31 protein-coding genes and 1 tRNA gene are annotated in these 23,974 nt (G+C 63.1%); 13 read left to right on the forward strand and 19 right to left on the reverse strand.

Annotated features, from left to right (window positions below):
• On the reverse strand, positions 1-334 hold a 334-nt coding region (locus VN004_RS01480), incomplete at its 3' end, for a hypothetical protein (RefSeq protein ID WP_325606332.1).
• Between the two features lie 48 nt (positions 335-382).
• Positions 383-631, reverse strand: coding sequence for a hypothetical protein (locus VN004_RS01485; protein WP_325606333.1), 249 nt, complete (start codon positions 629-631; stop codon positions 383-385).
• Positions 632-772: 141 nt separating this feature from the next.
• Here VN004_RS01485 and VN004_RS01490 point away from each other — a divergent pair, with 141 nt between their 5' ends.
• Both VN004_RS01490 and VN004_RS01495 read left to right on the forward strand, forming a co-directional pair.
• Positions 773-1,027, forward strand: coding sequence for a hypothetical protein (locus VN004_RS01490; protein ID WP_325606334.1), 255 nt, complete (start codon positions 773-775; stop codon positions 1,025-1,027).
• 110 nt (positions 1,028-1,137) lie between these two features.
• Positions 1,138-1,368, forward strand: coding sequence for a hypothetical protein (locus VN004_RS01495; protein ID WP_325606335.1), 231 nt, complete (start codon positions 1,138-1,140; stop codon positions 1,366-1,368).
• Positions 1,369-1,403: 35 nt separating this feature from the next.
• Here VN004_RS01495 and VN004_RS01500 read toward each other — a convergent pair.
• The 6 genes from VN004_RS01500 to VN004_RS01525 all read right to left on the reverse strand — a co-directional run bounded on the left by VN004_RS01500 (position 1,404) and on the right by VN004_RS01525 (position 6,369).
• A tRNA-Gly gene (locus VN004_RS01500) sits at positions 1,404-1,477 on the reverse strand.
• A 51-nt stretch (positions 1,478-1,528) separates the two neighbouring features.
• Positions 1,529-2,266 carry a sulfite exporter TauE/SafE family protein gene (locus tag VN004_RS01505; protein ID WP_325606336.1) on the reverse strand — a complete coding sequence of 246 codons (738 nt, stop codon included), beginning with the start codon at positions 2,264-2,266 and terminating at the stop codon, positions 1,529-1,531.
• Positions 2,267-2,268: 2 nt separating this feature from the next.
• Positions 2,269-3,375 carry a 2'-deoxycytidine 5'-triphosphate deaminase gene (locus VN004_RS01510; RefSeq protein WP_325606338.1) on the reverse strand — a complete coding sequence of 369 codons (1,107 nt, stop codon included), beginning with the start codon at positions 3,373-3,375 and terminating at the stop codon, positions 2,269-2,271.
• Positions 3,376-3,536: 161 nt separating this feature from the next.
• Complete coding sequence (locus tag VN004_RS01515; RefSeq protein WP_325606340.1) at positions 3,537-4,307, reverse strand: SGNH/GDSL hydrolase family protein; 771 nt, start codon at positions 4,305-4,307, stop codon at positions 3,537-3,539.
• 35 nt (positions 4,308-4,342) lie between these two features.
• Positions 4,343-5,164: an SGNH/GDSL hydrolase family protein gene (locus VN004_RS01520; RefSeq protein WP_325606342.1), complete on the reverse strand. Its 822-nt coding sequence runs from the start codon at positions 5,162-5,164 to the stop codon at positions 4,343-4,345.
• Positions 5,165-5,184: 20 nt separating this feature from the next.
• The gene (locus VN004_RS01525) at positions 5,185-6,369 is read right to left on the reverse strand and encodes an OpgC domain-containing protein (RefSeq protein WP_325606344.1); all 1,185 of its coding nucleotides are present in this window, start codon (positions 6,367-6,369) and stop codon (positions 5,185-5,187) included.
• 131 nt (positions 6,370-6,500) lie between these two features.
• On the opposite strand from VN004_RS01525, the gene apaG reads away from it, so the two are divergent.
• The gene (apaG, locus tag VN004_RS01530) at positions 6,501-6,893 is read left to right on the forward strand and encodes a Co2+/Mg2+ efflux protein ApaG (RefSeq protein WP_325606345.1); all 393 of its coding nucleotides are present in this window, start codon (positions 6,501-6,503) and stop codon (positions 6,891-6,893) included.
• A 149-nt stretch (positions 6,894-7,042) separates the two neighbouring features.
• On the opposite strand, the gene VN004_RS01535 is transcribed toward apaG, so the two are convergent.
• The 3 genes from VN004_RS01535 to VN004_RS01545 form a co-directional block, all read right to left on the reverse strand.
• On the reverse strand, positions 7,043-8,353 hold the full coding sequence (locus tag VN004_RS01535) for a flavin-dependent oxidoreductase (RefSeq protein WP_325606347.1): 1,311 nt from the start codon (positions 8,351-8,353) through the stop codon (positions 7,043-7,045).
• 113 nt (positions 8,354-8,466) lie between these two features.
• Positions 8,467-8,667 carry a hypothetical protein gene (locus VN004_RS01540; RefSeq protein WP_325606349.1) on the reverse strand — a complete coding sequence of 67 codons (201 nt, stop codon included), beginning with the start codon at positions 8,665-8,667 and terminating at the stop codon, positions 8,467-8,469.
• Position 8,668: 1 nt separating this feature from the next.
• Positions 8,669-9,091 (reverse strand): hypothetical protein, encoded by a 423-nt coding sequence (locus VN004_RS01545; protein ID WP_325606351.1) that lies wholly within the window; start codon positions 9,089-9,091, stop codon positions 8,669-8,671.
• A 66-nt stretch (positions 9,092-9,157) separates the two neighbouring features.
• Between VN004_RS01545 and VN004_RS01550 the strand changes: the two genes are divergently transcribed.
• From VN004_RS01550 to VN004_RS01575, 6 genes are all read left to right on the forward strand, one after another.
• Entirely contained in the window at positions 9,158-9,664 is a 507-nt protein-coding gene (locus VN004_RS01550) for a metalloregulator ArsR/SmtB family transcription factor (protein WP_325606353.1), read from the forward strand.
• Complete coding sequence (locus VN004_RS01555; RefSeq protein ID WP_325606355.1) at positions 9,661-9,999, forward strand: SRPBCC domain-containing protein; 339 nt, start codon at positions 9,661-9,663, stop codon at positions 9,997-9,999. Before VN004_RS01550 ends, VN004_RS01555 begins: the two co-directional genes overlap by 4 nt.
• A complete protein-coding gene (locus tag VN004_RS01560; RefSeq protein WP_325606357.1) occupies positions 9,996-10,646 on the forward strand; it encodes a glutathione S-transferase family protein in 651 nt (216 codons plus the stop codon). Before VN004_RS01555 ends, VN004_RS01560 begins: the two co-directional genes overlap by 4 nt.
• A 44-nt stretch (positions 10,647-10,690) precedes the next feature.
• Positions 10,691-11,116 carry a VOC family protein gene (locus VN004_RS01565; protein ID WP_325606359.1) on the forward strand — a complete coding sequence of 142 codons (426 nt, stop codon included), beginning with the start codon at positions 10,691-10,693 and terminating at the stop codon, positions 11,114-11,116.
• 61 nt (positions 11,117-11,177) lie between these two features.
• The gene (locus VN004_RS01570) at positions 11,178-11,741 is read left to right on the forward strand and encodes an SRPBCC family protein (protein WP_325606361.1); all 564 of its coding nucleotides are present in this window, start codon (positions 11,178-11,180) and stop codon (positions 11,739-11,741) included.
• A 13-nt stretch (positions 11,742-11,754) separates the two neighbouring features.
• The gene (locus VN004_RS01575; RefSeq protein WP_325606363.1) at positions 11,755-12,279 is read left to right on the forward strand and encodes a DUF1579 domain-containing protein; all 525 of its coding nucleotides are present in this window, start codon (positions 11,755-11,757) and stop codon (positions 12,277-12,279) included.
• Between the two features lie 27 nt (positions 12,280-12,306).
• Here the strand turns inward: VN004_RS01575 and VN004_RS01580 are convergent, their stop codons facing one another.
• A complete protein-coding gene (locus VN004_RS01580; RefSeq protein ID WP_325606365.1) occupies positions 12,307-13,098 on the reverse strand; it encodes an SDR family oxidoreductase in 792 nt (263 codons plus the stop codon).
• Positions 13,099-13,220: 122 nt separating this feature from the next.
• Between VN004_RS01580 and VN004_RS01585 the strand changes: the two genes are divergently transcribed.
• Positions 13,221-13,967: a thioredoxin family protein gene (locus tag VN004_RS01585; RefSeq protein WP_325606366.1), complete on the forward strand. Its 747-nt coding sequence runs from the start codon at positions 13,221-13,223 to the stop codon at positions 13,965-13,967.
• A 160-nt stretch (positions 13,968-14,127) separates the two neighbouring features.
• On the forward strand, positions 14,128-14,790 hold the full coding sequence (locus VN004_RS01590) for a glutathione S-transferase family protein (protein WP_325606368.1): 663 nt from the start codon (positions 14,128-14,130) through the stop codon (positions 14,788-14,790).
• Positions 14,791-14,905: 115 nt separating this feature from the next.
• On the opposite strand, the gene VN004_RS01595 is transcribed toward VN004_RS01590, so the two are convergent.
• The 7 genes from VN004_RS01595 to VN004_RS01625 form a co-directional block, all read right to left on the reverse strand.
• Positions 14,906-15,787 (reverse strand): 3-hydroxybutyryl-CoA dehydrogenase, encoded by an 882-nt coding sequence (locus VN004_RS01595; protein ID WP_325606370.1) that lies wholly within the window; start codon positions 15,785-15,787, stop codon positions 14,906-14,908.
• Between the two features lie 36 nt (positions 15,788-15,823).
• Positions 15,824-16,771 (reverse strand): electron transfer flavoprotein subunit alpha/FixB family protein, encoded by a 948-nt coding sequence (locus VN004_RS01600; RefSeq protein ID WP_325606372.1) that lies wholly within the window; start codon positions 16,769-16,771, stop codon positions 15,824-15,826.
• Positions 16,771-17,520, reverse strand: a complete 750-nt coding sequence (locus tag VN004_RS01605) for an electron transfer flavoprotein subunit beta/FixA family protein (RefSeq protein WP_325606375.1) — start codon at positions 17,518-17,520, stop codon at positions 16,771-16,773. Before VN004_RS01605 ends, VN004_RS01600 begins: the two co-directional genes overlap by 1 nt.
• Positions 17,521-17,662: 142 nt before the next feature.
• Positions 17,663-18,247 (reverse strand): cob(I)yrinic acid a,c-diamide adenosyltransferase, encoded by a 585-nt coding sequence (locus tag VN004_RS01610; protein ID WP_325606376.1) that lies wholly within the window; start codon positions 18,245-18,247, stop codon positions 17,663-17,665.
• A 4-nt stretch (positions 18,248-18,251) separates the two neighbouring features.
• Positions 18,252-18,443, reverse strand: coding sequence for a twin transmembrane helix small protein (locus VN004_RS01615; protein WP_325606379.1), 192 nt, complete (start codon positions 18,441-18,443; stop codon positions 18,252-18,254).
• A gap of 54 nt (positions 18,444-18,497) precedes the next feature.
• The gene (locus VN004_RS01620; RefSeq protein ID WP_325606381.1) at positions 18,498-18,953 is read right to left on the reverse strand and encodes a host attachment family protein; all 456 of its coding nucleotides are present in this window, start codon (positions 18,951-18,953) and stop codon (positions 18,498-18,500) included.
• A 154-nt stretch (positions 18,954-19,107) separates the two neighbouring features.
• On the reverse strand, positions 19,108-20,787 hold the full coding sequence (locus VN004_RS01625) for an acyl-CoA dehydrogenase family protein (protein ID WP_325606383.1): 1,680 nt from the start codon (positions 20,785-20,787) through the stop codon (positions 19,108-19,110).
• A gap of 147 nt (positions 20,788-20,934) precedes the next feature.
• Between VN004_RS01625 and VN004_RS01630 the strand changes: the two genes are divergently transcribed.
• Together VN004_RS01630 and VN004_RS01635 are read left to right on the forward strand one after the other, a co-directional pair.
• Positions 20,935-22,968 carry a HAMP domain-containing methyl-accepting chemotaxis protein gene (locus VN004_RS01630; RefSeq protein ID WP_325606385.1) on the forward strand — a complete coding sequence of 678 codons (2,034 nt, stop codon included), beginning with the start codon at positions 20,935-20,937 and terminating at the stop codon, positions 22,966-22,968.
• 99 nt (positions 22,969-23,067) lie between these two features.
• Positions 23,068-23,967, forward strand: a complete 900-nt coding sequence (locus VN004_RS01635) for a YihY/virulence factor BrkB family protein (protein ID WP_325606387.1) — start codon at positions 23,068-23,070, stop codon at positions 23,965-23,967.
• The last annotated feature ends 7 nt before the right edge of the window (positions 23,968-23,974 follow it).

A 23,974-nucleotide genomic window follows, 5' to 3' on the forward strand; every position in this document is an offset into this window, starting at 1 on the left:
CGGACCATTGCTTCCAGGATCGGCCCATCGGAAACGGCACGACCTGCCCCGGTCGGGCATCAGCAGGCGACGGATCGCCGGCCTTCGCAAACTGGAAAATATCGGGCGTCGGCACGATGGGGCGCACATCCCTGATGTCGCGGTAATCGAGGCGGGTCTGGTAACCGTAGCGGTCGATCAACACCGCCATGGCTTCACGGCAGAAGATGCGCTGCGCCTCGACCCTGACGTCGGCCGCCGCGATCGCGGCCGGCCGGCGCGATTGCGCGTAAGCGTTCAGCTTCGCTTTGACGCTTGCAGCGCGTGCATCGGCAAATGACAGGACGGTGCCCATGCCGTTCAACGCGAGGGCGCAAGGCCGGGTTCCGCGTCCGACGGGAGGTCAGTGCCGGCGCGACTTGACCTCGCTGCCGCCGGTCGTCGGCGGCTGCTCGGTCTTCTCCAGAACGAAATGGCCGAGATTGGCCACGACATCGGCGAGCAGGGCCGCACGGTCCTGCGGATCTGCCATGACGATCAGATCGGCCAGCACCTCCGTGACCCGCGCTGCAATCGCACCGAGATCGGCGCCTTCGCGCGTCAATTCGGGTTCCAGCAAATCGTGAATGTCACAGTGAATGCAGTCTGACACGGCCCTTCTCCTCGCCGGCGGCGAATGGCCGACTATACGCTGAGATTTTGCCGCTGACGAATAGCTGCCGGTTAATCATGAACAGCGGGAACGCGGACGGTTGCACCGCTTTGTCTGTGCATCCCAAATCCGGAGACGGCCATGACCTACGACCCCGACCGCGATGCGCGCGCACCGTCCGATATGAATCCGAATCGCCCACCTTACGAGCGTCGCGGCCGCGGATGGAGCAGCGTGCTCATGCTGGGGCTCATGGCCGCCTTCATCGCCGTCGGCTTCTGGTTCTACACGACGAAAGACACCGTGACCGGCGATCGCGCCGGCCAGGATCGCGTCACGACAGGCGCAAGCGCCCCCGCGGCGCCGCCGGCCCCACCCTCACAGACGCGTGAGTGACGACACGCGCGCCGACGCGGCCGAGTGTTCTCACGTGCCGCTGATCCGGATCGCCGCCGGGAACCGCAACGGCGCCGGGCAACTTGTCTTGAGCCTTACGGAGACCTTCAATGCCTGTTGAGCACGACGACCAGGCCCGCATCCCAACAAGCGACAATCAGCTTCCGGGCGAGATCGAACGCCAGCGCACCGACGTCCGGGTTGTCTCGGTTCTCGGCGCAATCGCCCTCGTGGTCGCGGTCGGCATGTGGTTCTACACCAAGGATCGGGAGATGGTGGCCGGGGACGGCACGACCGTGAAGCACTCGACCACCACCGGCGCGGCGACGCCGCGGCACTAGGGCGCGGTTGTGGCCTGATGGTGCTGCAGGAGAGCTGGAGCGGGCGAAGGGAATCGAACCCTCGTATGCAGCTTGGGAAGCTGCCGTTCTACCATTGAACTACGCCCGCGCGCGGCGGGACCATAGCGAAATTGCCCCCGCCGCCGCAAGGTTTCCGGGCTCAACCCGGGATCAGCAGCACGAGGCCGGACAGAAGCAGCAGCATCAGGATCAAGCGGCGGAAGCCGGCCTCGTCCAGCTTGCCATAGAGCCGGACCCCGACCCAGATCCCGACGGCCACCGGCACGAGGCCAAGGCCAAACAACACGAAGACCTCACGGGTGATCGCGCGCTCGACCGCCAGTCCCGCGGCCGTCATCACGAAGGTGGACAGGATGACCGGCTGAAAGATGGCGCGCTGCGCATGCCGCGGCACGCCCGAGAGCTGACACCAGATCACGAGGATCGGCCCGGCAAGCCCCGTCATGCCCCCGAGTATGCCGTTGATGAAGCCGATCGCGCTGTCAGCCGGCCGGCTTGCCGGCAGCGGCGTCACCTTCGGCCGCAACATGCCGAACGAGCTGTAGGCGACCAGCAGGACCCCGACAGCGCGTCGCACCCAGGCGGGGTCGAGATGCGAGAGCAGGAGCAACCCGACCGGTACGCCGAATGCGCCACCCACGATCAACGGAATCACGCGACGCAGATCGACCGATCGGCGGAACCGCCATGCGCCATGCGCCTGCACGAAAAGGCCGTAACCGACGATCAACGCGGCGGTCTGAACCGGTGTGAGGATGTGCAGCCACACGCCCGATACGACGAGACCCATCGCGAAACCGGCAAGGCCGGTGGTGACACCACCGACAAACGCCGACAGCAAGAACAAGATGAGTGCCGTTTCATCGAGCGGCAGCACGATCAGCTTCGGAAGTGCTTCGACAATTTCAGACCTTGCGCCTGATAATTCGAGCCGATCCCCTGACCATAGAGCGTGTCGGGACGCGCGATCATCTTTTCATAGACCAGCCGGCCGACGATCTGGCCATGTTCGAGGATGAACGGCACCTCGCGCGATCGCACTTCGAGCACGGCGCGCGCGCCGCGTCCTCCAGCCCCCGCATAGCCAAAGCCCGGATCGAAGAAGCCGGCATAGTGCACGCGAAACTCGCCAACCAGCGGATCGAACGGCACCATCTCGGCGGCGTAATCCGGCGGCACCTGCACCGCTTCCTTCGAGGCCAGAATGTAGAATTCGTTCGGATCGAGGATCAGGCTCGCATCCGGTCGCGCCGGCATCGGCTCCCAGAAATCGGCGACATCGTAGCCCTGCCGAAGGTCGACATCGATCAGGCCGGTGTGACGCTTGGCGCGATAACCGATCAGCCCGCCCGGAAAATCGCCGGACAGATCGACGCCGACCGCGACGCCATCGGTCAGATCGGCGATCTCGCTATCGACGAGCCGCTCGCGTTCGTGCAGCGCGCGCAATTGTGCGGCGTCGAGCAAGGTCTCGCCACGGCGAAAACGGATCTGAGACAATCGCGAGCCCTGGCGCGCGAGCACCGGGAAGGTGCGCGGCGAAATCTCGGCGTAGAGGGTGCCCTCGTAACCGGCCTCCACCTGATCGAAGCCGCGTGAACGATCGGCGATCACGCGCGTGAAGACGTCGATGCGTCCCGTCGAACTTTTCGGATTGGCGGTTGCGGAGATATCGGCCGGCAGCGCCAGGCTTTCCATCAGCGGCACGATATAGACGCAGCCGGTTTCGAGGACCGCGCCGGCGCGAAGATCGATTTCATGCAGCGCCAGCGCATCGATCCGCGCTGCGACCGTCGCCTTCGGTCCCGGCAGAAAACTAGCGCGCACACGGAACGCCACGGGGCCCAACCTGAGATCGAGCGAAGCGGGCTGAACCTGATCATCGGCGTAAGGCGAAGACAGTCGAATGTGCCCGGCCTCGGTCAACGCGACGATCGACCGATCCGGCAGAATGCCGCTGCCACTTCCATTGAAGGCTCGCGTCAAGCTCGACCCCTCGTCATCGGGACCAGCCGCGCCCTACCGCTCCAACAACGGTATCCTTCGCGCCACGACCGGGCCGTCCACGCCTCAGATGCAATAAGGCCGTGAATGCCTGGCACAAGAGCCGGACCGGACCGCAAGCCAGTTATCCCGGAAAATCGCGATCAGCGCGCGCGGGCTGTCAGTGTCGTGCGGGTCGCCGCTTCCGCGATCGCGCCGGCCAGCAGCTTGGCAAGACAGCCATAGCTCCAGTCATTCATATGCAATTCGTCGGGCGAAATGAACACTTCGAATGGGAGATGGGCGACCTGCCGCCAGTGTCGCATGACGGCAAATCGACGGAAGAGATCGACATTCTGCGCCTTCGCGGTGGTCGCGAGCAGGTCGACCATCGCATCGGCCTCCTTCTTCGCAAGCACCTTGGGCGCAAATTGCGGGTCGATCAGCACCACATCCGCGCCGGACGCCTTCATGCGGCGCAGGCCTTCGAGAATGTCTGAGCGCACGTTCGGGATGGCGAGATCGCGCAACACGGCGTTGGCGCCGACCTGCCACAGGATCAGATCCGGCCGCTCCGACAATACGCCGGTATCGAGCCGCGCCACCATGTCCCCGGCATCTTCGCCGTTGACGCCCTGATTGATCACCTCGATTGGCTGCGCGGGAAACCTCTCGGCGAGTTCCACGGCGAGCCGCGCCGGATAGGTTTTATTGGGCGCACTCGCGCCGGCGCCCGCGGTCGATGACGAGCCGATCGCAACGATCTTGACGGGCTCACCCGCAGCGAGCTTGCGCCCGGTGCGGGCCAGAGGATTCATCAGGCGGGTGACATCCTCGGGTGCATTGCAGGCCGGCTGCTCGGACGGCAGGGCGGCCCGCTTGTCACCGGCGTGAACGAGCCCGGTCCCTGCGGCGATGAACGCGGCTGCCAGCACGAATGCGCGAAACGAAAAAGGGCAGGTCAACACCGTCACTGCGTGGGCCTCGCTTTGATGCCGTCGAGATCGGCCGCTTCCACGACGAGCGACGCCAGCGCCCGGCCGAGGCAGTCATGCACCTTGTAGGCGGTCGCCAGATCCTTGGTGGCAAGGTTGAGATCGAAATTCCCGTTGTCGTTCCAGTGGCGCATGATCTCGCGCCGGTCGAACAGCGGTACATCGCGGTCGCGCGCCACGACCCGCATGATGTCGGCATAGTTCGACAGCGAGATCAGGGTTTCGGTCCGCGGGCTGTACTGCATATTCATCAGGATCACATCGGCCCCGGCGTCCACGACATGGTCGATACCGTCATCCAGGGAGGCCCGGAAACTTTCCGGATCCACCCCCCGCATCGCGTCCACGGTTCCCGTCTGCCATATCACCAGATCGGGTTTGCGGTCGAGAAGGGCTTTTTCGAGGCTTTGCGCCATGTCGGAAGCGAGCTGGCGCGATTTCGCAAGTGCAACAACCTGGATGTCCACCTGCGGGAACCGCTTCCGCAGGACCTCCTCCAGCCGCCCCGGATATGCCTTTCCGGCCCCATCCGGGCCTGGCATCAGCGAGGAACCTGACCCCAGCACCAGAACCGTGAGCTTTTTGTGCTCCTGCACAGCTTTCTTGACGTGTTCGAGCTTGCTTTCGCCAAAGAGGATATAGCCCGGTACCTCGCAAGGGTTGTTTTCCAGCGGGACGCTTGCCAGCGGGTCCGCCGCAGGCTTGCCGGCCTCGGTCTTCGTCTCGGCAGGCGTCTGGGCAGGCCCCTGCGCGGCGGCCGGCAGAAGCAGGGCCGCCATCACCGCCGTGATCGCCAAAAGGGCAGAAATCGGGGTGCTCATGCCTCGCCTCCTAGCGAGGGTTTCGCCGCCTGATCCACGGGGCGGCCGGTCCTGCGTGCCGTAGCGTCCTTGTACCACGACAGCAACCAGGCCACCGCAATCATTATTAAAATGCCTAATACGCTGACGAGAATCTGCATCGGGATTCCCGGCGAGATCTCGACCTTTGCGAAGTGAGCGGCAAAGGCCAGAAAAACGCCGAGGCAGAAGATTTCCAGCGAGTTCTGACCGCACAGGATCGCGGGTTGCAGCCAGCGTGAGCGGAGCGGCCCCCAGTCGCGCGGCACGAAATAAACCGTGATCGTGGCCAGCGCGAGGAAATGCGCAAAGCGAAGAACGTCAAGATTGGTCTTGTCGATGGGATAGATTTGTTCGGCGAGCCATCGCGGCACCAACGGCGCAAGACGCGGAATGTGCCAGGTCAGGGTGATGAGAAAGGCGATCACGAGATAGGCGACGGCGATGGAAAGCGTGATGCGGGATCGCAGAAGCCATTTCAGCCGCTCTGCCCCGCCGAGCGCGCACCATGCGCCGAAAACGAAGAGCAATTGCCAGGCGAACGGATTGAAGTACCAGGTCCCGCTCGGATAGGCCGGCAAGTTCCAACCGAACTCCCACGTCAGCGCATAGAGCAGCCCCGACAGCGCAAGCGCCAATGTCGGACGGCGCAGCAACAACCACAATACGGGTGGAAAGCAGGCCATCAGCACGATGTAGAGCGGCAACACGTCCATGTTGACCGGCTTGAATTTCAAGAGCAGCGCCTGCACCAGCGTCACATCGGGCTGCTGCAGGAACTCAAGGATATTCATTTCTTCCGCGTAGAGCGGATTCTGAAAGCCGCGCGCGACATAGGCGATCTGACCCATATAGATCACGAACAGAAAGATATGCGCGACATAGATCTGCCATGCGCGCTTCAGGATGCGCGCACTCGACACGACGAAGCCGTAGTCGCTCATCGCGCGCCCATAGACGAAGGCCGCGGTAAAGCCCGACACGAAAATGAAGATCTCGGTGGCGTCGCTGAACCCGTAATTGCGGATGGTGATCCAGGCGACGATGTTGGACGGAATGTGGTCCAGAAAAATGAACCAGAGCGCGAGCCCGCGAAACAGGTCAAGCCGCAAGTCGCGGCCGGTCGGTATCGTGGGCGCCATCGTCACGTTGGTTCGGGCCATTCGCTTAGATCGACATTCGCCGAGCACGGTTCCGGTTGCAAGCCGCGAATTGAAGCTGTTATTTAGATGGAACCTGGTGCCGTCGATTCGAAGTTCCTGAGGACAGGGCACACCGCGCCGGACGCCAAAGCATGTACCGCGCCGTCACCCGCAATATCGCCGTTACGGTTACGCCGCGGTTCCTTGCCGACCGCTCGGCGCCAGACAAGGGTCAGTTCTTCTGGGCCTATACAATCGAAATCGCCAATGACGGCGGCGAAACGGTTCAGCTCAAGACGCGCTATTGGCACATCACCGATGCCTTGGGACGCGTGCAGGAAGTGCGCGGCGCCGGTGTCGTCGGCGAGGAACCCGTTATCGCACCCGGCGAGAGTTACGAATACACCAGCGGAGTTCCGCTGCAGACGCCGTCGGGCATCATGACCGGCCATTACGGAATGGTGACTGAGGCCGGAGAGCGATTCAATATCGAGATACCCGCGTTCTCGCTGGACTCGGTCCACGCGCCGCGGACCCTCAATTAGAGATTTTGCAGAAGCAAGCTCGTGCCGGTTTTTGTCATGCCCCGCGAAGGCGGGGCATCCAGTAGACTCTTGAAGCTTTTGTGTTCTGGATCGCCCGCTTTCGCAGGCGATGACAGGCTTTAGATGACGCGAGCGGACCCGCTCTGCGCTCAAGCGGATTGCGGCGCCGTCTCCATCGCGCGGACTTTTGCGCCCGTCGCGATCGTTTGCGGCGCCTGGTTGAGCGTCTCGATCGCGAATCCCGCCGCCGCCTTGTAACCTGCCATGAAGGCCTCGCGTTCGGCGGACGGTATCACGTCGTCGATCGAGTCGAATGTTCCGCCGCACCGCTCATCGACCATGTTCAGAAGACCGAACGGTCCGGCGCTGCGGTTGCGCAACACCACCTGCGAGATCGGGCCACAGAACTTCGCATCGAAGGCGGCCAGCGCATCGATCGTTACGCCATGCGCGACCATTGCAGCGCCGAGGGTCCGGGCATCGACAACGGCCTGACTGCCGCCATTCGAGCCGGTCGGATACATCGGATGCGCGGCATCGCCGAGGAGAAGTACCGGACCGTCCTGCCATGTCGGCACCGGGTCGCGGTCGATCATCGGATTTTCGAAAACGCTTTCCGCGTTGCGCAGCATGGCAGGGACATCAAGCCAGTCCCACACCCAGTTTTCGAAATGATCCACGAACGCATCGTCGTCGACCTGACGGAACCAGCCGCTCTGTTTCCAGCCTTCCGAATTGTCGAGCGTGACCTCGGCGATCCAGTTGATCATCGACAGGCCGGTGCGCGGATCGGGATGCGAGATCGGATAGAACACGACGCGCTGGCGATGCGTGCCGAGTCCGACAAAGGACGCGCCGGTGCGGATCGGTTTGCCCCAGGTCGTCCCGCGCCACATCAGCGCTCCACCCCAATGGATCGGCGGCTGATCGGGATGCATCTGCGCGCGAATGGCGGAATGGATGCCGTCGGCGCCGATCAGCAGCGCGCCGGTCGCTTCCGATGTCGAACCGTCCGCGTGCTCGATCCGCGCGGTGACGCTGCCATCGGCGTTCTTGCGATAACCGACGACGCGGCTTCCGAGCCTCACACCGTCCCGGCCGATGCGCTCGACGAGCTTGTCGTGAAGCAGCATGTGGAACAGGCCGCGGTGGACGGCATATTGCGGCCAGTTATAGCCGGCGAGGCGTCCGCGCGGCTCGGAATAGATGTCGTTGCCGTTCAGGCCGACCAGCGCCCATTCCTTCGCCGGCAATCCGACCCGATCCAGATCGGCTTCCGTGAAGCCGAGATCGTAGAGTTCGCGCACGGCATTGGGCTGCAGATTGATCCCGACGCCAAGCGGCCGCATTTCGCGGGCCGCCTCGAACACGACGCAGGGCACACCGATCTGGTGCAGCGTCAGTGCGGTCGCGAGGCCGCCAATGCCGCCCCCGGCAATAATTACGAGATTGTCGCTCACGCATCCCACCCGGACTGAACTCCTGTGGGCTTTCTGTAGCCTCCGGATGCGGGGAAGGGCAAGCCGGGCCCGGAAGACCCGCATGGCCTCACATATGCGAGGCGGAGGGCCGCTCAGACGGAAATGTCGAGATTGCCGCCGATTCCGGCCGCGGTGAGCGCCTTCATATTGTCCTGCGCCGCCTCGATGACCGCGACGATCGCGCCCTGCGCGTTCGCATTCATCTTCATCATCTTCGCCGCGGCTGCCATCTGCACCTTCGCGGTCGATGCGCCGGCAAAGGCCGCGGCCAGGGCTCCGACATCCATGTTCATTTTACGCGGTGACGTTGACCTTGAGTCCGGTCTTCAGGTCGACGACCGTACCGTCGGAATGCGTGATTGTATTGGCGGACAGGTTGACTGTCGCGCCGCCCGTCATCGTCATGGAATCGTTGTAGCTAAAGGATGACTGTTTCGGCGTCTTGATCACGTTGTCCTGCGCCGCCTGTTCGGCCGCTGATTTCGCCAGCTTCGCTTTCGTCTCAGCCTGGATGCGCGCCAGCGCGCGATTGGCCGCGATCTCGCCGACGTTGTAGCCCGCATCCGTCCATGCGGTCTGCAATGACGACACGGCATTTTGCAGTTGCGCTTCGTATTTCTGCTGAAACGCCTTACGCTTGGCGCGCCAAGACGTCATGCTCTCATACGCGGTCATCGTCCGCGTCCAGCCCATCTTCTTGATGCCGTAACCCGCCATGAATGCGCTCCGCGCGCATCATCGCGGCAAGCGGTTACGAATGAACTAACGTCCCGTTAACCGTTCATGCTGCCGGACCGCCCGCGCTTTCCGCTTGACTCGGGGAAGCCCGGCCTTATACTTAACCACATGGTTTACTATCAGCACGACGGTTTGGGGGCGACGTTTTCCGCCCTGTCCGACCCGACGCGCCGCGCCATTCTGGCGCGGCTCGCCGAGCAGGATCGCATGTCGGTGAGCGAGATCGCGAAGCCGTTCCCGGTGTCGCTTCCCGCCATCATGAAGCATCTCGACGTGTTGGAAGATGCCAAGCTGATCCGGCGCTCGAAACAGGGGCGCGTCGTCTCATGCGAGCTGACGGCCGCGCCCATGGAGGACGCCATGCTGTGGCTGAACCGGTATGCGCAGTTCTGGTCGAAGCAGCTCGATCGCCTCGCCGCTTTTGTGGAGGAAGACTCATGTCCATCGCCCGCGCAGACGCCGTCGCCAGGCCAAGCCTCACCCTCAAACGTCGTCTCAATGCACCGGCGGAGAAGGTCTACGCCGCCTGGACCGACCCCGAAAAAATCGTGAAGTGGTTCGGTCCGGATTCCGGGCCGGTCACCAAGGCGCAGATCGACCTGCGTGTCGGCGGGCGCTTCGACATCGGATTTCACACCGAGGACGGCGAATACCATGAGGTCGGCGGCGTCTACAAAGAGGTCGTGCCGAACGAGAAGCTCGCTTTCACCTGGGCCTGGCACACGATGAAGGAGCGCGAATCCTTCGTCACGATCACCATCAAGCGTGACGGCGACGGTTCGATCCTGACACTGCTGCACGAGAAATTCTTCGACGAGGCCGCGAGAGACGGTCATCGCCGCGGCTGGACCGGCACGCTCGACAAGCTCGAAAGACTGTTCGCATGACCACGGGAGGCAGCGGGATGAAGCTTTATTACTTCGAGACAATCAACGGCAAGAAGGCGTGCGCGGTCGCGAAATATCTGGAATCGCCCGTCGAGTATGTGCGTATCGATCTTTCAAAGGGCGAACATAAAGCGCCGGACTTTCTTGCCGTGAACCCCAATGGCAAGATTCCGGCGCTCGAAGACGGCGATGTGCGGCTTTGGGAATCCAACGCCATCATGTGTCACCTCGCCCGCAAGGCAAAGTCCGAGCTGTGGCCGACCGATCCGGCCAAGCAGATCGAAGTGTTGAAATGGCTCTCCTGGAATTCGGAGCATTTCACCCGCCAGGCCGGCACGCTGTATTTCAATTATCTGGTCAAGCCGAAATTCGGCCTCGGTGTGCCGGATGAAAAGGCGACGGAAGAGGCGATCGGGTTGGCGAGGCAATTCGCGGCCGTACTCGATCGCGCGCTCGAGGGCCGGACCTTCCTGCTCGGCGATCATCTGACGGTCGCCGACTTCGCGGTTTCGGTAACGCTTCCGTATGCCGAGGCCATCCGGCTGCCGATCGAAGGCTTCGACAATATCGCGCGCTGGCAATCGCTGCTGGACGAGATTCCGGCCTGGCGCGAGCCGTTCCCGTCTTTGCAAGCCGCCGCAGCCTAGTCGCCACAGACAGCGAACCGCTCCCGGAACAGGAAGGACACGATATGGATCAGCAACCCCAGGGCGTCGTCCCGCATCTCGTCATGGAAGGCGCTGCCGACGCGCTCGACTTCTACAAGAAGGCACTCGGGGCGACCGAACTGATGCGCATGCCCGCCGAGGACGGCAAGCGGCTGATGCATGCCGCGATGGTCGTCAATGGCTGCCACATCTATCTGATGGACGACTTCGTCGAGTTTCGCGAGCAGTGCAGCGGTGGAAAGGTTGTCGGCCCGAAGGCAAACGGCGCGACGACTTTCGTGCTGCATCTCAATGTGCCGGACTGCGATGCCGCGGTGAACCGTGCGGTCGATGCCGGCTGCACGGTGCTGATGCCGCCGATGGATGCTTTCTGGGGCGACCGCTACGGCCAGGTTCTCGACCCGTACGGGCACGCCTGGAGCTTCGCCCATCCCCTGAAGAAGAACTGACACCGGGCGCATTGACTGCATCGGGAACGGACTGCCTCAGCCTCACCACCGGAGAAGAATTGTGCTCAAGACCTTTATGATCATCATGATTGTCCTCGCCGTCGGCATTGTCGGCCTCGTTGCCTATGCCGCGACGCGCCCCGATACCTTCCGCATCGAGCGCGCAACGCTCATCAACGCCCCCGCGCAATCCGTTTACGCGATCCTCACCGACCTTCGGCGCGGGCGGGAATGGTCGCCGTTCGAGCGCAAAGATCCCAACCTGAAGCGCACCTTCACAGGTCCCGAAACAGGTGTCGGTTCCGCGCTCGAATGGGAGGGAGACATGAATGTGGGCGCAGGCAAGCTTACGATCGCGCAGGCCACGCCTTCGAAGATCCTGCTCAACCTCGATATGCGAAAGCCGATGGAAGGGCGCAACATCATCGAATACGCGCTCGCGAATAAAGGCGACGCCACCCAGCTGACATGGAGCATGCACGGAAAAATGAATCTGATCGGCAGGATCATGTGCATCTTCATCAACATGGAAAAGGACCTCGGCGGCGAATTCGAGCGGGGACTTCGCGACCTGAAGGCGCTTGTGGAACGTCAGGCTGCCGCAACAACCACCGTCGTCAACTAGGGAGAGAGAAGCCATGAGCACCGCCGAAAAGATCGACGTGAACACCGACAATTGCCCGATGAACGTGGAGCCCACAAAGGAACACCGCTGGCTGCAGCGCCTGGTCGGCGAGTGGACGTTCGACGGCGAATGCGCGATGGGCCCGGCTCAGCCGCCGATGAAATCGTCCGGCCGATGCACCACGCGATCGCTGGGAGGCTTGTGGATCCTCAGCGAGGGTGTCAGCGAAATGCCCGCCGGCGAGATGCGCAGCATCATCACGATCGGATACGATCCGGCGAAACAGAAATTCGTCGGCACCTTCATCGCATCGATGATGACGTATCTGTGGCTTTACGAGGGTTCTCTCGACGCAGCCGGCAGGGTTCTGACCTTGGACGCCGAGGGACCGAGCATGACCGGCGACGGTGCGATGGCGAAATATCAGGACATGGTGACCATTGAGAACGACGATCACTGGGTCCTGTCGTCGCAGATGCAGGGTCCCGACGGACAATGGATCAAGTTCATGACGTCGCATTACCGGCGCAAGGCGTAACGCGCTCCGGCGAGGCGCGCGACGGTGTCACCGTCCCGTTTCACCGCGCGCGCCACGCAAGGTCGGCAAACCGATGCCGGCGGCCTCAAAGCCGCCGTCGACACTGAGCAGCTGGCCGGTGATGTAGCTCGCACGATCGCTGCACAGAAAGAAGATCGTCTCCGCAAGCTCTTCCTCACGGCCGTAACGATTGAGCGGGATGGTGTCGTGATAATCGGCGCGAATTTCAGGGGTATGCACCGCCTTCGCCATCGCCGTGTCGACCGGCCCCGGCGCGACGGCGTTGACGCGGATGTTGAAGGCGGCAAGCTCGATCGCCTGCTGCTTGGTCAGGTGCGCAAGCCCGGCCTTGCTGGTGCCGTAGGCAACGCGCAGCGTGGAGGCGCGGAGCGACGAGATCGAGGTGATATTGACGATACTGCCGCCGCCCTTGTCGCGCATGACCGGCGCTGCCGCCTGCGTGCAGAGAAATGGGCCGGTGAGATTGACCGCAAGCGTGCGCGCCCAGTCGGCAGGCGTCGTTTCCAGAAGCGGCTTGAAGATCGCGATGCCGGCATTGTTCACCAGCGCGTCCAGCCGTCCGAAGCGCTCCACCACGCGGGCGACGGCGGCGCTCACGCCATCGGCGTCGGCGACGTCGCAATGCAGGGCAAGCGTGCGATCGGGCAATGCCAGCGCACTGAACGTCCGCTGAAGCGTGTCGTTGTCGATATCGAGCAGCGCGACCTGCCAGCCTTCGCCCAGGAATTTTTGCGCGGTCGCAAGTCCGATCCCGCGCGCGGCGCCGGTGACCAGCGCGACTTTCTGCGACTCCGGCATGCGTATTCCTCCCGTGTGCGGAGGCAGCATAGCGGATCGACCGGGCTTTACGAGACGCCTGCAACCGGCGGCGAAGGCCGGGCGCAGCGTGATGGATCGACCAAACACGAAAGGAGCAGCGTATGACACCTCACCGGATTGTCTCGCGGGATGAGTGGACGGCGGCCCGCCGCGCGTTCATGGCAAAGGAAAAGGAGCTGATGCGCAAGAACGACGCGCTCAGCGAGGAGCGGCGTTCCCTGCCCTGGCTGAAGATCGAGAAGGACTATGTGTTCGAGTGCCCGAACGGGCGGGTGACCCTCGCGGATCTGTTCGGCGGAAACAGTCAGCTGATCGTCTACCATTTCATGCTGGCGCCGAACGCGAAGGCCGGATGCAGCGGATGCAGCTACTTCACCGACCAGATCCAGGGCGCGAGCCTGCACCTGCCGCATCATGACGTCAGCATGGCGCTGGTCTCGCGCGCGCCGTGGCGCGACATTGCGCCTTTCAAGAAGCGGATGGGCTGGACGATCCCCTGGATCTCCTCGCACGGCACGAGTTTCAATCGCGACTTCGGCGTGCAATTCACGCCCGAAGAAATCGGCGCTGGCCGCATCGATTATAATTTCGGCACCATCACCACCGATCCGCGCTATATGAGCGAGGACCTTCCTGGCATCAGCGTGTTCTTCAGGGACCAAGACGGCAGTATCTACCTCACCTATTCCGCCTATGCGCGCGGGCTCGATACGTTCATGGCCGGCCAGTCCCTGCTCGACATCACGCCGAAGGGGCGGAATGAACGCACGGCCGATGGCCGGCTCAACTACTGGGTCCGTCATCACGACAGTTACGAAGAGCCGGAGGCGAAGGCCTGCTGCGCATGATGCCCGAACGCAGCTTGCTCTGAACGCTCCTATGGGCGACGCTCAACGCGGAGGCGCGGTGCGAGGAGATCGCAGCGCCTGCGCGACATCGCAAACGCCGTGCACATCGTTCTGACGAAATCATAACGCACCACCGCGCCCTTCAGGCGCCGGAGAGTTCATGTCGCTGATCTTGTATTACCATCCGCTGTCCTCCTTCTGCATGAAGGTGCTGATGGCGCTCTACGAGAACGGCACGCCATTCACGCCGCAGATCGTCAACCTGATGGACGAGACCGAAGCCGCAAATCTCAAGTCGCTGTGGCCGATCGGGAAGTTTCCGGTGCTCCGCGACGAAGCGCGAGGGAAAACCATTCCGGAAACCAGCATCATCGTCGAGTATATCGATCGGCATTATCCCGGCGCGACGCGCTTTATTCCGGACGATGCGGATCGCGCGCTGCAGGTACGGTTACAGGACCGCTTCTACGATCTCTATGTGCAGCTGCCGATGCAGGAGATCGTCGGCGACCGCCTGCGGCCCGCGGACAAGAAAGACCCGCTCGGCGTCGAGCAGGCCAGGAGCCGTCTCCTCGGCGTCTACGACATGATCGAGCGCGACATGATGGAGCGCGATATGGCGGGCGACGCATGGGCCGTCGGGAGCGATTTCAGTCTGGCCGATTGCGCCGCAGCGCCGGCGTTGTTCTATGCGAACAAGGTGGTGCCGTTTGGCGACCACAAGCACACGGCCGCCTATCTCGACCGGCTGATGCAGCGACCTTCCTTCGCGCGGGTTCTGAAAGAGGCGAAGCCGTATTTCCGGTTCTTCCCGAAGGAATAGGACGGCACTGTTTCTTGTCATGCCCCGCGAAAGCGGGGCATCCAGTAAACTCCTGGAGCCGTTGTGCTGACTTCATCGCCCGCTTTCGTGGGCGATGACAACGCGAGAGCGGCTGCTACCGCGTCGGGACCGGCTTCTCGCCGCGATAATCGTAGAAGCCGCGCCGCGTCTTGCGGCCGAGCCAGCCGGCTTCGACATACTTCACCAGCAGCGGACAGGGGCGGTATTTCGAGTCCGCCAGCCCCTCGTGCAGCACCTGCATCACCGACAGACAGGTGTCGAGGCCGATGAAGTCGGCAAGCTCCAGCGGACCCATCGGATGATGGGCACCGAGCTTCATCGCGGTATCGATCGCCTCCACCGTGCCGACGCCTTCGTAAAGCGTGTAGATCGCCTCGTTGATCATCGGCAGCAGGATGCGGTTGACGATGAAGGCCGGAAAATCCTCCGCCACCGCAATGGTCTTGTGCAGCTTGGAGACGAATTCCTTCGAGGCCTCGAATGTCTGATCGCCGGTGGCAATGCCGCGGATGATCTCCACAAGCTCCATCAGCGGCACCGGATTCATGAAGTGAATGCCGATGAACTTTTCCGGCCGGTCGGTCGCGGCGGCAAGGCGCGTGATCGACAGCGAAGACGTATTGGTTGCGAGGATCGCCTCCGGCTTCAGGGACGGGCAAAGGTCGGTGAAGATCTTCTTCTTGACTTCTTCCTTTTCCGTCGCGGACTCGATCACGAGGTCCACATCGGAGAAATCGTCCATCGACTCGGCCGGCGCGATCTTGTCCAGAGCGGCCTGCCGCTGCTCCTCGGTGATCACCTTTTTGGAGACCTGCCGCGCCATGTTGCCGTTGATCGTGGCCAGCGCCTGCTTGATACGATCGGGCGAGACGTCGTGCAGTTTCACGTCGAATCCCGCCAGCGCACATACATGGGCGATGCCGGAGCCCATCTGGCCTGCCCCGATCACACCGACCTTCTGAATTGCCTGCGCCATATTGTCCTTCACTCCTCCCCGGCCGGGGAGCTTTGCCTAGCGCTTGATCTTCGCGAGTTCGGCGTCGAGTTCCGGCAGGGCCTGATAGAGATCGGCCACGAGACCGTAATCGGCGACCTGGAAGATCGGCGCCTCTTCGTCCTTGTTGATCGCAACGATCACCTTCGAATCCTTCATTCCGGCGAGATGCTGGATCGCCCCGGAAATTCCGACGGCGATATACAGCTCCGGCGCCACGACCTTGCCGGTCTGCCCGACCTGCCAGTCGTTCGGAGCATAGCCCGCATCGACCGCGGCGCGCGACGCCCCCATAGCCGCACCAAGCTTGTCGGCCACCGGCTCGATATATTTGGTGAAGTTCTCACGGTTTTGCATGGCCCGGCCGCCGGAGATGATGATCTTGGCGGAGGTCAGTTCCGGACGGTCGGATTTCGACAATTCCTCGCCGGCGAAGCTCGAAAGACCCGGATCGGCCGGGACCGGCACGGTCTCGACCGGCGCCGCGGCGCCGCCGGCGCCCGTGGCCTGGAAGGTCGACGTCCGCACGGTGACGACCTTCTTCGCATCGGTCGACTTCACCGTCTGGATCGCGTTGCCGGCATAGATCGGGCGTTCGAAGGTATCCGGCGCAACGACCTTGGTGATGTCCGAAATCTGCATCACGTCGAGCAGCGCCGCGACGCGCGGCATGACATTCTTGGCGGTCGTGGTCGCGGGTGCGACGATCGCGTCATACGGGCCGGCGAGCGAGACGAGCAGGGCCGCGGTCGGTTCGGCGAGCTGGTGTTCGAGGCTGTCGCTTTCGGCGAGCAGGACCTTGGACACGCCGTCAAGCTTTGCCGCTTCGTCGGCGGCGGCACGGCAGCCCTTGCCGGCGACAAGCACATGCACATCCCCGCCGAGCGCCTTGGCTGCGGTGAGCGCCTTGGCGGTGGCGTCCTTCAACGACCCGTTGTCGTGTTCCGCAAAAAGCAACGTCGTCATCAGAGCACGCCCGCTTCGTTCTTGAGTTTTTCGACGAGTTCGGCGACCGAACCGACCTTGACACCGGCGGTGCGCCCGCCCGGCTCGACGGTCTTGAGGACTTCAAGCCGCGGCTTCACGTCGACGCCGTAATCGGCCGGCGTCTTTTCGTCGATCGGCTTCTTCTTCGCCTTCATGATGTTCGGCAGGCTCGCGTAACGCGGCTCGTTCAACCGCAGATCGGTCGTGACGATTGCCGGCGCCTTCAGCTTGACGGTCTGCAAACCGCCGTCGACTTCCCGGGTGACCGAAACGCTGTCACCGTCGATTACGACCTTCGATGCGAAAGTGCCCTGCGGCCAACCGAGCAAGGCAGCGAGCATCTGTCCGGTCTGGTTGCAGTCGTCATCGATGGCCTGCTTGCCCAGGATCACGAGACCAGGCTGCTCGGCTTCCGCAATGCCTTTCAGGATCTTGGCGACGGCCAGCGGCTCCGGCATCGCGTCCACCTTCACCAGGATGCCCCGGTCCGCCCCCATGGCGAGCGCGGTGCGGATGGTTTCGGAGGCCTGCGCGGGACCGATTGAAACGGCAACGATTTCCGTCGCCTTGCCCGCCTCCTTGAGCCGGATCGCCTCTTCCACGGCGATCTCATCGAAGGGGTTCATCGACATCTTGACGTTGGCGAGTTCAACGCCCGAGCCATCAGATTTCACGCGCACTTTTACGTTGTAGTCGATAACCCGTTTTACGGGCACAAGAATTTTCATGATCAGGCCTTCGCAGATGCGAAATTGGGCAGCTACCTAAGAGTGGGACTACGCGGGTGTCAACGGCATCTCTACCCTGCGCCAGACGCACCGTCCGATGCCTGCCGAGCGCATGGTCCAGCGAGGGCTGCCACCCTCCCTCTTAGCGGTTCTGCCCCGGTTGCCACAATACGTCCCTGCCGCCCCGATCGTTGGCATGGCGGCCTGCGACGAACAGGAAATCCGAAAGCCGGTTCACATACTGGATGGCCTCCGGCGTGACGTCTTCACCCGGCTGGTCGCGCAACTGAACCATCAGCCGTTCCGCACGGCGGCACATCGTCCGCGCGAGGTGCATATACGCCGCCGCCGGCGTACCGCCCGGCAGGATGAAGGAGCGGAGCGGCGGCAGGCTTTCGTTCAACGCGTCGATCTGCTGCTCGAGCCACTCCACTTGCCGGCCGGTGACATTGAGTTTGACGCCGCCCGGCCCCTTGCCCTTGGTGTCGTCGAGAATGCACAGGTCCGCTTCGACGTCGAAGATATCGTTCTGGATGCGGCCGAGCATCGCGTCGAGCTGCGGATCGTCGGCGGTATGCAGACGCACGATGCCGATGGCGGCATTGACCTCATCCAGCGTGCCATAGGCGTCGACCCGCAAGTCGTATTTCTTGCGCCGCTCGCCGGACCCGAGCGCAGTCGTTCCGTCGTCTCCCGTGCGGGTATAGATCCGATTGAGAACGACCATGTCGCTATCTGCCCATCATCCAGATTGCCAACATGATGATGACGAGCGCGATCGCCTGCAACAGCACGCGCAACCGCATCAGCTTCTGTGACACATGCGGCGAGCCGCCGCGCAGCATGTTGACCAGCCCTAATACGAGAACGATCGCGACCGCCGCGATCGCGAACGGGACTAGGCTGTAGAAGGGATTTGACATCGGGACCTTCTAGCACCGGACCGGTGGCGACACCACCGGCCCGGCCGCGCAGGGTCACGCCGCCGCGAGATGCTTTTCGATCTCGTAGACCGGCATTTTCACGTAGTCCTTCTGAATTTCCTCGCGCACCGCCTGCTTCAGCGCATGGGTGTAATGCTGGCGCAGCACGCCGATCGCGCGGGGCGGCGCCACCATGATGATCGACTTCATCTTCCCCGCCTGCGCCGCCGCATCGAGCTTGGCCATGATGGAACGCAGGAATTCCTCTTCCTGCTGGGTATGGAAATCCGTCTGTTCGACGGCCGAGCGTCCCGCGCCCACCGATGAATACGAACGACCGGGTTTGTCGGTCCCGATTTCGCTGGTCGCCGGAACCTCCTGCTCCATCACTTCGCGGGTCTGCAGGTTCGGGAATTTCGCGTCTCCGGCATTCTGCAGAAACAGCGCCTTGCTGCCATCACAGACGACAACCCATTCGCCCTGTTCGATCTTGACGGGTTTGGAAGACATGCCGTGCTCTCCTTGCGACCTTCACGCCATCACATTGGATATGGCGCTGCTTTGCGGCAGGTCAACGCGTCGGAAAGCGCTTCGGTTGCTAATCTTTTTATACGATCGCGTGCTGCGGGGACCGCGCTTGCACGGCCCGCTTCCTTCAGTTAAGCTAATTGCTGCCGTCGAGCAGCCGTCGCGCGATCACCTGCGCCTGAATTTCCGCCGCCCCCTCGAAGATATTGAGAATGCGCGCATCGCACAGGATGCGTGAGGCCGGAAATTCCAGCGCAAATCCATTGCCGCCGTGGATCTGCACGGCATTGTCCGCCGCCGCCCAGGCGACGCGGGCGGCGAGCAGCTTGGCCATCCCGGCCTCGAGATCGCAGCGCCGGCCGGAATCCTTCTGACGCGCGGCGTAATAAGTGAGCTGACGCGCGATCAGGATCTCGACCGCCATCATGGCAAGCTTGTCCGCGACGCGGGGGAATTCCACGATGGGGCGCGAGAATTGCGAGCGCTGCTGCGCATAGGCAAGGCCCTGATCCAGCGCGGATTGTGCCACGCCGATGGCGCGGGCGGCGGTCTGGATCCGCGCCGCCTCGAAGGTCTGCATCAACTGCTTGAAGCCTGCCCCCTCGATGCCACCGAGCAAGCCGTCGGTGCTGACCTCGAATCCATCGAAGGCAATCTCGTATTCCTTCATGCCGCGATAGCCGAGCACCCCGATTTCGGTCCCGGACATGCCGGGCGCCGGAAACGGATCGGCGTCGTCGCCACGCGGCTTTTCGGCGAGAAGCATCGAGAGGCCGCGATAGCCGCTCTGCTTCGGATCGGTGCGCACGAGCAGCGTCATCAGATCGGCGCGCACCGGATGCGTGATCCAGGTCTTGTTGCCGTAAACTTTGTAGACATTGCCTTCGCGCACGGCGCGCGTCTTCAGCGAGGCAAGGTCGGAGCCGGTATTGGGTTCGGTGAACACGGCGGTCGGAAGGATCTCGCCGGAGGCGATCCGCGGCAGCCATTTGCGCTTCTGCTCCTCGGTGCCGCTGCCAAGGATCAGCTCCGCGGCGATCTCCGAGCGGGTGCCGAGCGAGCCGACGCCGATATAGCCGCGCGACAATTCCTCCGAGACGACGCACATGGATTCCTTGCCAAGGCCCATGCCGCCGAATTCCTCAGGCAGTGTCAGCCCGAACACGCCGAGCTCCGACATCTGACCGATCACCTCGAGCGGGATATACTCGTTCTTCAGATGCCAGCCCTGGGCGTAGGGCACGACCTCGCTGGCGGCAAACTTGCGCATCTCTTCGCGAATTGCTTCCAGCGTCTCGTCGACGCCCGAATTGCCGAAGGTCGGTTCGGTATGGTGATTGATGAGTTCGGCAAGGCGCGCCCGGTTCGCCGCGGTGTTACCGGTCTCGATGAGGTGATCGACGGCAGGCGTAAGACGCGCCGCGACATCCGAGCGCGACAGCCCGACATCGGACAAGCGGACCATCTCGCCCTGGCTCATCGGAATGCCGCCCAGAATCTGCGCGAGATATTCGCCCGCGCCGATGCGGATCTGGAGGTCCTCGATCTCGCCGAATTTGCCTTCCGCGAGCATGCGGCCCGCATAACCGGTCAGTTGGCGCAGCGCCTCGACATACGTGGCGAGCCAGGCGAGCCCGTGGGTGGCGCGCTGCTCACGGTCGAAGACCCGCCCCATCGTGTCGCCGCTGTCTGTGGCAACGCGCTTTCGGATCGCGACCACGGCGTCCTGCAACAGCGCCTCCACAGCGCCGACGGCTTCCTGGAGACGGGGGATCAGGGAATCGGAGGCGGCGGACCTTTGCGGCGCAGCGGACATCAGCGGAGCTCTCGCATGGGTGGGCGACCGTGACAGAGTAATGGTGCAGCGCACAAAAGCAACCGCGGGCTGCACCCTCAAGTCTTGGTAACTGGATAATTAACCATTTCGCGCTTTGCTGCTCCTGCCCATACCGCAGGCATAGCCATGGCCGCGTCAGTCCCGGATCGCCACGTGAAAAGCCGCTCCTCGCTGCATCCGGTGAGGCTGATCCGGGGCATGTCCGTCCGAACGCGGATCCTCCTCATCGCGCTGATCCCGGTTCTCGGCTTCGCCGCGAACGGGGTCTCGTTCCTGTCCGGCGAACGTGAGGTCGCCGACGCCTTCGAGCGCTACCGGCGCGCCGACGCGACCGCCGAAGCCAGCCACAGCTTCAAGGAAGCGATCAGCCAGATGCGCATCGCCGCGCGCGATTTCGCGGCCGATCCAAGCGACGACCTGATCAAGAGCTTCGAAAGCGCGAATGCGCAGGCGCTGGAACGGCTCGCTTTCATCGAGCGCACGCTCGATGCATCGGAACGGCTGAGAGTTGCCTGGATTCCTGAACGCCTGAAGGAGATCGGCAAACGCTTTGCGGATGTCGTGGTCGACCAGCGGCAGCTCGGCTTCTCCGAACGCGATGGGCTGCGCCGTCAGCTGCATGAGACCGGCACGGCCGTCGAACAACTGGTCCATCAGGGCCTGAAATGGCTCGGTGACGGCGACGCCAAGAATCTGATGGTTCCAATTCTGCTGATGCGCCGCTTTGAAGCCGAGCAGCGGCTGCAAGCGAACAACATCTCCTATGCCTATTTCTTCCTGCAGAACGACGCGCTTCGGCAGACGATGCGAAACATCGAGGCGCTTGCTGAACAAAAGACCGAGATCGAGAACCGGGTGAAGGCCTTCGCCGATACGTTCGCGGCGTGGTCAGCGATCGCGGACAAGGTCAGGCCCAATCTCAAGATCATCGATCTCGAAACCGAGCAACTCGCGCCGACCGCCAACGACATCATTGGCACGGCCAGCGAAGGCGCCGCGCGCGCCGCGGCGCAATTGTCGGGATCGCAGGACCGCACGCGCTGGATGCTTCTTTCGGTTGGCCTTGCCGCAGTCATCCTCGGCCTGTTGCTCAGCCTGTTGATCGGAAGCAGCATCACGGCCCCGCTCAAGGGCCTGTCCAACGCCATGACCCGCCTCGCGAAGGGCGATACGACGACCGCCATTCCCGCGACGCGCGCCCGCGACGAGATCGGCGACATGGCGCGCACCGTCATCGTCTTTCGCGATACCATGCTGGAGCGCGAACGGCTCGCCGAAGCCCAGAGCCAGACCGCAACAGCGCGCGAACTTCGCAATCAGGTCATCGGCGCGACGATTGCGGGCTTCGAGCGCTCGGTGGACGAAGTGCTCAATCGCGTGCGCGGCGCGGCGCACCGGCTCGAAACGGCCTCGAGCCACCTCAATGCATCGGCGGACGACATGTCGGCGGAAGCCCGCGGCGCCGAGGAGCAGGTGCGTTCGGCGTCCGGCAATGTCAGCGCGGCCGCGGCTTCGATCGAGGAGCTTGCCGCCTCGATCGGCGCGATCGCGGATCAGGCGCAGAAGTCAACCGAGGTCGCAGGACATGCGGTGGCGGAAGCACGCCGCACCAACACCACGATGGCGGAGCTGGCCAATGCCGCCACACGGATCGGCGAAGTCATCAATCTCATCCAGACGATCGCCGCGCAAACCAACCTGCTTGCCCTCAACGCAACCATCGAGGCCGCGCGCGCAGGCGATGCCGGCCGCGGATTCGCCGTGGTCGCCTCCGAAGTGAAATCGCTGGCCGGCCAGACCGCGCAGGCGACAGAGGACATCGCCGATCAGATTGGCGCTATTCAAGCCGCGGTTGGCGATGCCACGCGGGCGATTGCCAAGGTCAACGGCACGATCGAGGACATGTCGACCATTGCCGCAAATGTCGCGGCAACGGTCGAACAGCAGAATTCCGCGGTGTCGATCATTGCCGAGGGCGTCGGCAATGCGTCCGGCGCGGCCCGAACCGGCGCGGAAGCCATGAGCCGCGTTTCGACGGCGACGAGCGGCGCGCGACGAACCGCAGCGGACGTGAAGGATCTCGCGGACGCGCTGGCGCTCGAGGCCGAGGGCCTCGATTCGCAAATCCGCCAGTTCCTGATCAAAGTGCAGGCGTCATAGCCGCGTAAGATCACACCGCGTCACGAAGGCTTGCGGCACCTTGAGCCTGCCCGCGGGTTTGCCTATCTCGCTGTATGCGATCTGCATCGGGGCCGGGTGTTGAAATTCCTCAAGAAATCATATCGCGCCGCACTGGACGCGTTCTGGCAATTCAACGCCGACGACGGCTGGGCGATCGCAAGTCACATCGCGCTCTCGACGCTGATGGCGATGTTTCCGTTCTTTCTGGTGTTGACCGCACTGGCCGGCGTTTTCGGCTCGCAATATCTGGCCGATGAGGCGGCGAACCTCCTGCTGGAAGCCTGGCCGGAAGAGGTGGCCGGTCCGATTTCGCGCGAAATCCATAACGTCCTGGTCGGCGCCCATGGTCAGGTGCTGACGGTCGGCGCCCTGCTCGCGCTCTATTTCGCATCGAGCGGCATCGAGAGCCTGCGCATCGGCCTGAACCGTGCCTACACCGTGGCCGAGACCCGCTCGGTCTGGCTGCTGCGCCTGGAGTCGATCGGCTACGTCATCCTCGCAGCGATCGGCATGCTGGCGCTGTCTTTCCTCGTGGTGCTCGCGCCCCTGATCTGGACCGCACTGGTCCGGCGTTTTCCGGGGCTCCTGCCGTTCAGCGATGTGGTGACATTCGTGCGGCTCGCGACCGCGACCGTGCTTCTGATCGTGCCGCTGATCGTCGTACATAAATGGTTGCCCGCGGGGCACCGGGCCTGGGGCGAAATCATGCCGGGGATTCTGGCGACGCTGGTCCTGTGGCTGCTCTGCGGCATGATCTTCGGCCGCTATCTGTCGGATTTCGCCTTCACCTATTCGGTTTATTATGCGGGCCTCGCCTCTCCCATGATCGCGCTGGTGTTTCTCTACATCACAGCGTCGATCTTCATTTACGGCGGCGAACTGAATGCGATCATTCTCAAGATGCGGATGGAAATGAAGCAGGCCGAGCGCGATGCCCGGCAGGGTCCAGCCGAAGCCGAGCCATTCGCGCCGGAATGATCGAGCA

Origin of the sequence: Pseudorhodoplanes sp. (assembly GCF_035565855.1) — a bacterium.
GTDB lineage: Bacteria > Pseudomonadota > Alphaproteobacteria > Rhizobiales > Xanthobacteraceae > Pseudorhodoplanes.

Coding starts and splice junctions, on each gene's coding strand:
- VN004_RS01615 (WP_325606379.1), bottom strand. CDS start 18,443: ATGTCAAATCCCTTCTACAGCCTAGTCCCGTTCGCGATCGCGGCGGTC.
- VN004_RS01590 (WP_325606368.1), top strand. CDS start 14,128: ATGTCGCTGATCTTGTATTACCATCCGCTGTCCTCCTTCTGCATGAAG.
- VN004_RS01495 (WP_325606335.1), top strand. CDS start 1,138: ATGCCTGTTGAGCACGACGACCAGGCCCGCATCCCAACAAGCGACAAT.
- VN004_RS01565 (WP_325606359.1), top strand. CDS start 10,691: ATGGATCAGCAACCCCAGGGCGTCGTCCCGCATCTCGTCATGGAAGGC.
- VN004_RS01545 (WP_325606351.1), bottom strand. CDS start 9,091: ATGGCGGGTTACGGCATCAAGAAGATGGGCTGGACGCGGACGATGACC.
- VN004_RS01550 (WP_325606353.1), top strand. CDS start 9,158: ATGCTGCCGGACCGCCCGCGCTTTCCGCTTGACTCGGGGAAGCCCGGC.
- VN004_RS01585 (WP_325606366.1), top strand. CDS start 13,221: ATGACACCTCACCGGATTGTCTCGCGGGATGAGTGGACGGCGGCCCGC.
- apaG (WP_325606345.1), top strand. CDS start 6,501: ATGTACCGCGCCGTCACCCGCAATATCGCCGTTACGGTTACGCCGCGG.
- VN004_RS01575 (WP_325606363.1), top strand. CDS start 11,755: ATGAGCACCGCCGAAAAGATCGACGTGAACACCGACAATTGCCCGATG.
- VN004_RS01610 (WP_325606376.1), bottom strand. CDS start 18,247: ATGGTCGTTCTCAATCGGATCTATACCCGCACGGGAGACGACGGAACG.
- VN004_RS01540 (WP_325606349.1), bottom strand. CDS start 8,667: ATGAACATGGATGTCGGAGCCCTGGCCGCGGCCTTTGCCGGCGCATCG.
- VN004_RS01580 (WP_325606365.1), bottom strand. CDS start 13,098: ATGCCGGAGTCGCAGAAAGTCGCGCTGGTCACCGGCGCCGCGCGCGGG.
- VN004_RS01620 (WP_325606381.1), bottom strand. CDS start 18,953: ATGTCTTCCAAACCCGTCAAGATCGAACAGGGCGAATGGGTTGTCGTC.
- VN004_RS01630 (WP_325606385.1), top strand. CDS start 20,935: ATGGCCGCGTCAGTCCCGGATCGCCACGTGAAAAGCCGCTCCTCGCTG.
- VN004_RS01560 (WP_325606357.1), top strand. CDS start 9,996: ATGACCACGGGAGGCAGCGGGATGAAGCTTTATTACTTCGAGACAATC.
- VN004_RS01605 (WP_325606375.1), bottom strand. CDS start 17,520: ATGAAAATTCTTGTGCCCGTAAAACGGGTTATCGACTACAACGTAAAA.
- VN004_RS01490 (WP_325606334.1), top strand. CDS start 773: ATGACCTACGACCCCGACCGCGATGCGCGCGCACCGTCCGATATGAAT.
- VN004_RS01525 (WP_325606344.1), bottom strand. CDS start 6,369: ATGGCCCGAACCAACGTGACGATGGCGCCCACGATACCGACCGGCCGC.
- VN004_RS01600 (WP_325606372.1), bottom strand. CDS start 16,771: ATGACGACGTTGCTTTTTGCGGAACACGACAACGGGTCGTTGAAGGAC.
- VN004_RS01595 (WP_325606370.1), bottom strand. CDS start 15,787: ATGGCGCAGGCAATTCAGAAGGTCGGTGTGATCGGGGCAGGCCAGATG.
- VN004_RS01625 (WP_325606383.1), bottom strand. CDS start 20,787: ATGTCCGCTGCGCCGCAAAGGTCCGCCGCCTCCGATTCCCTGATCCCC.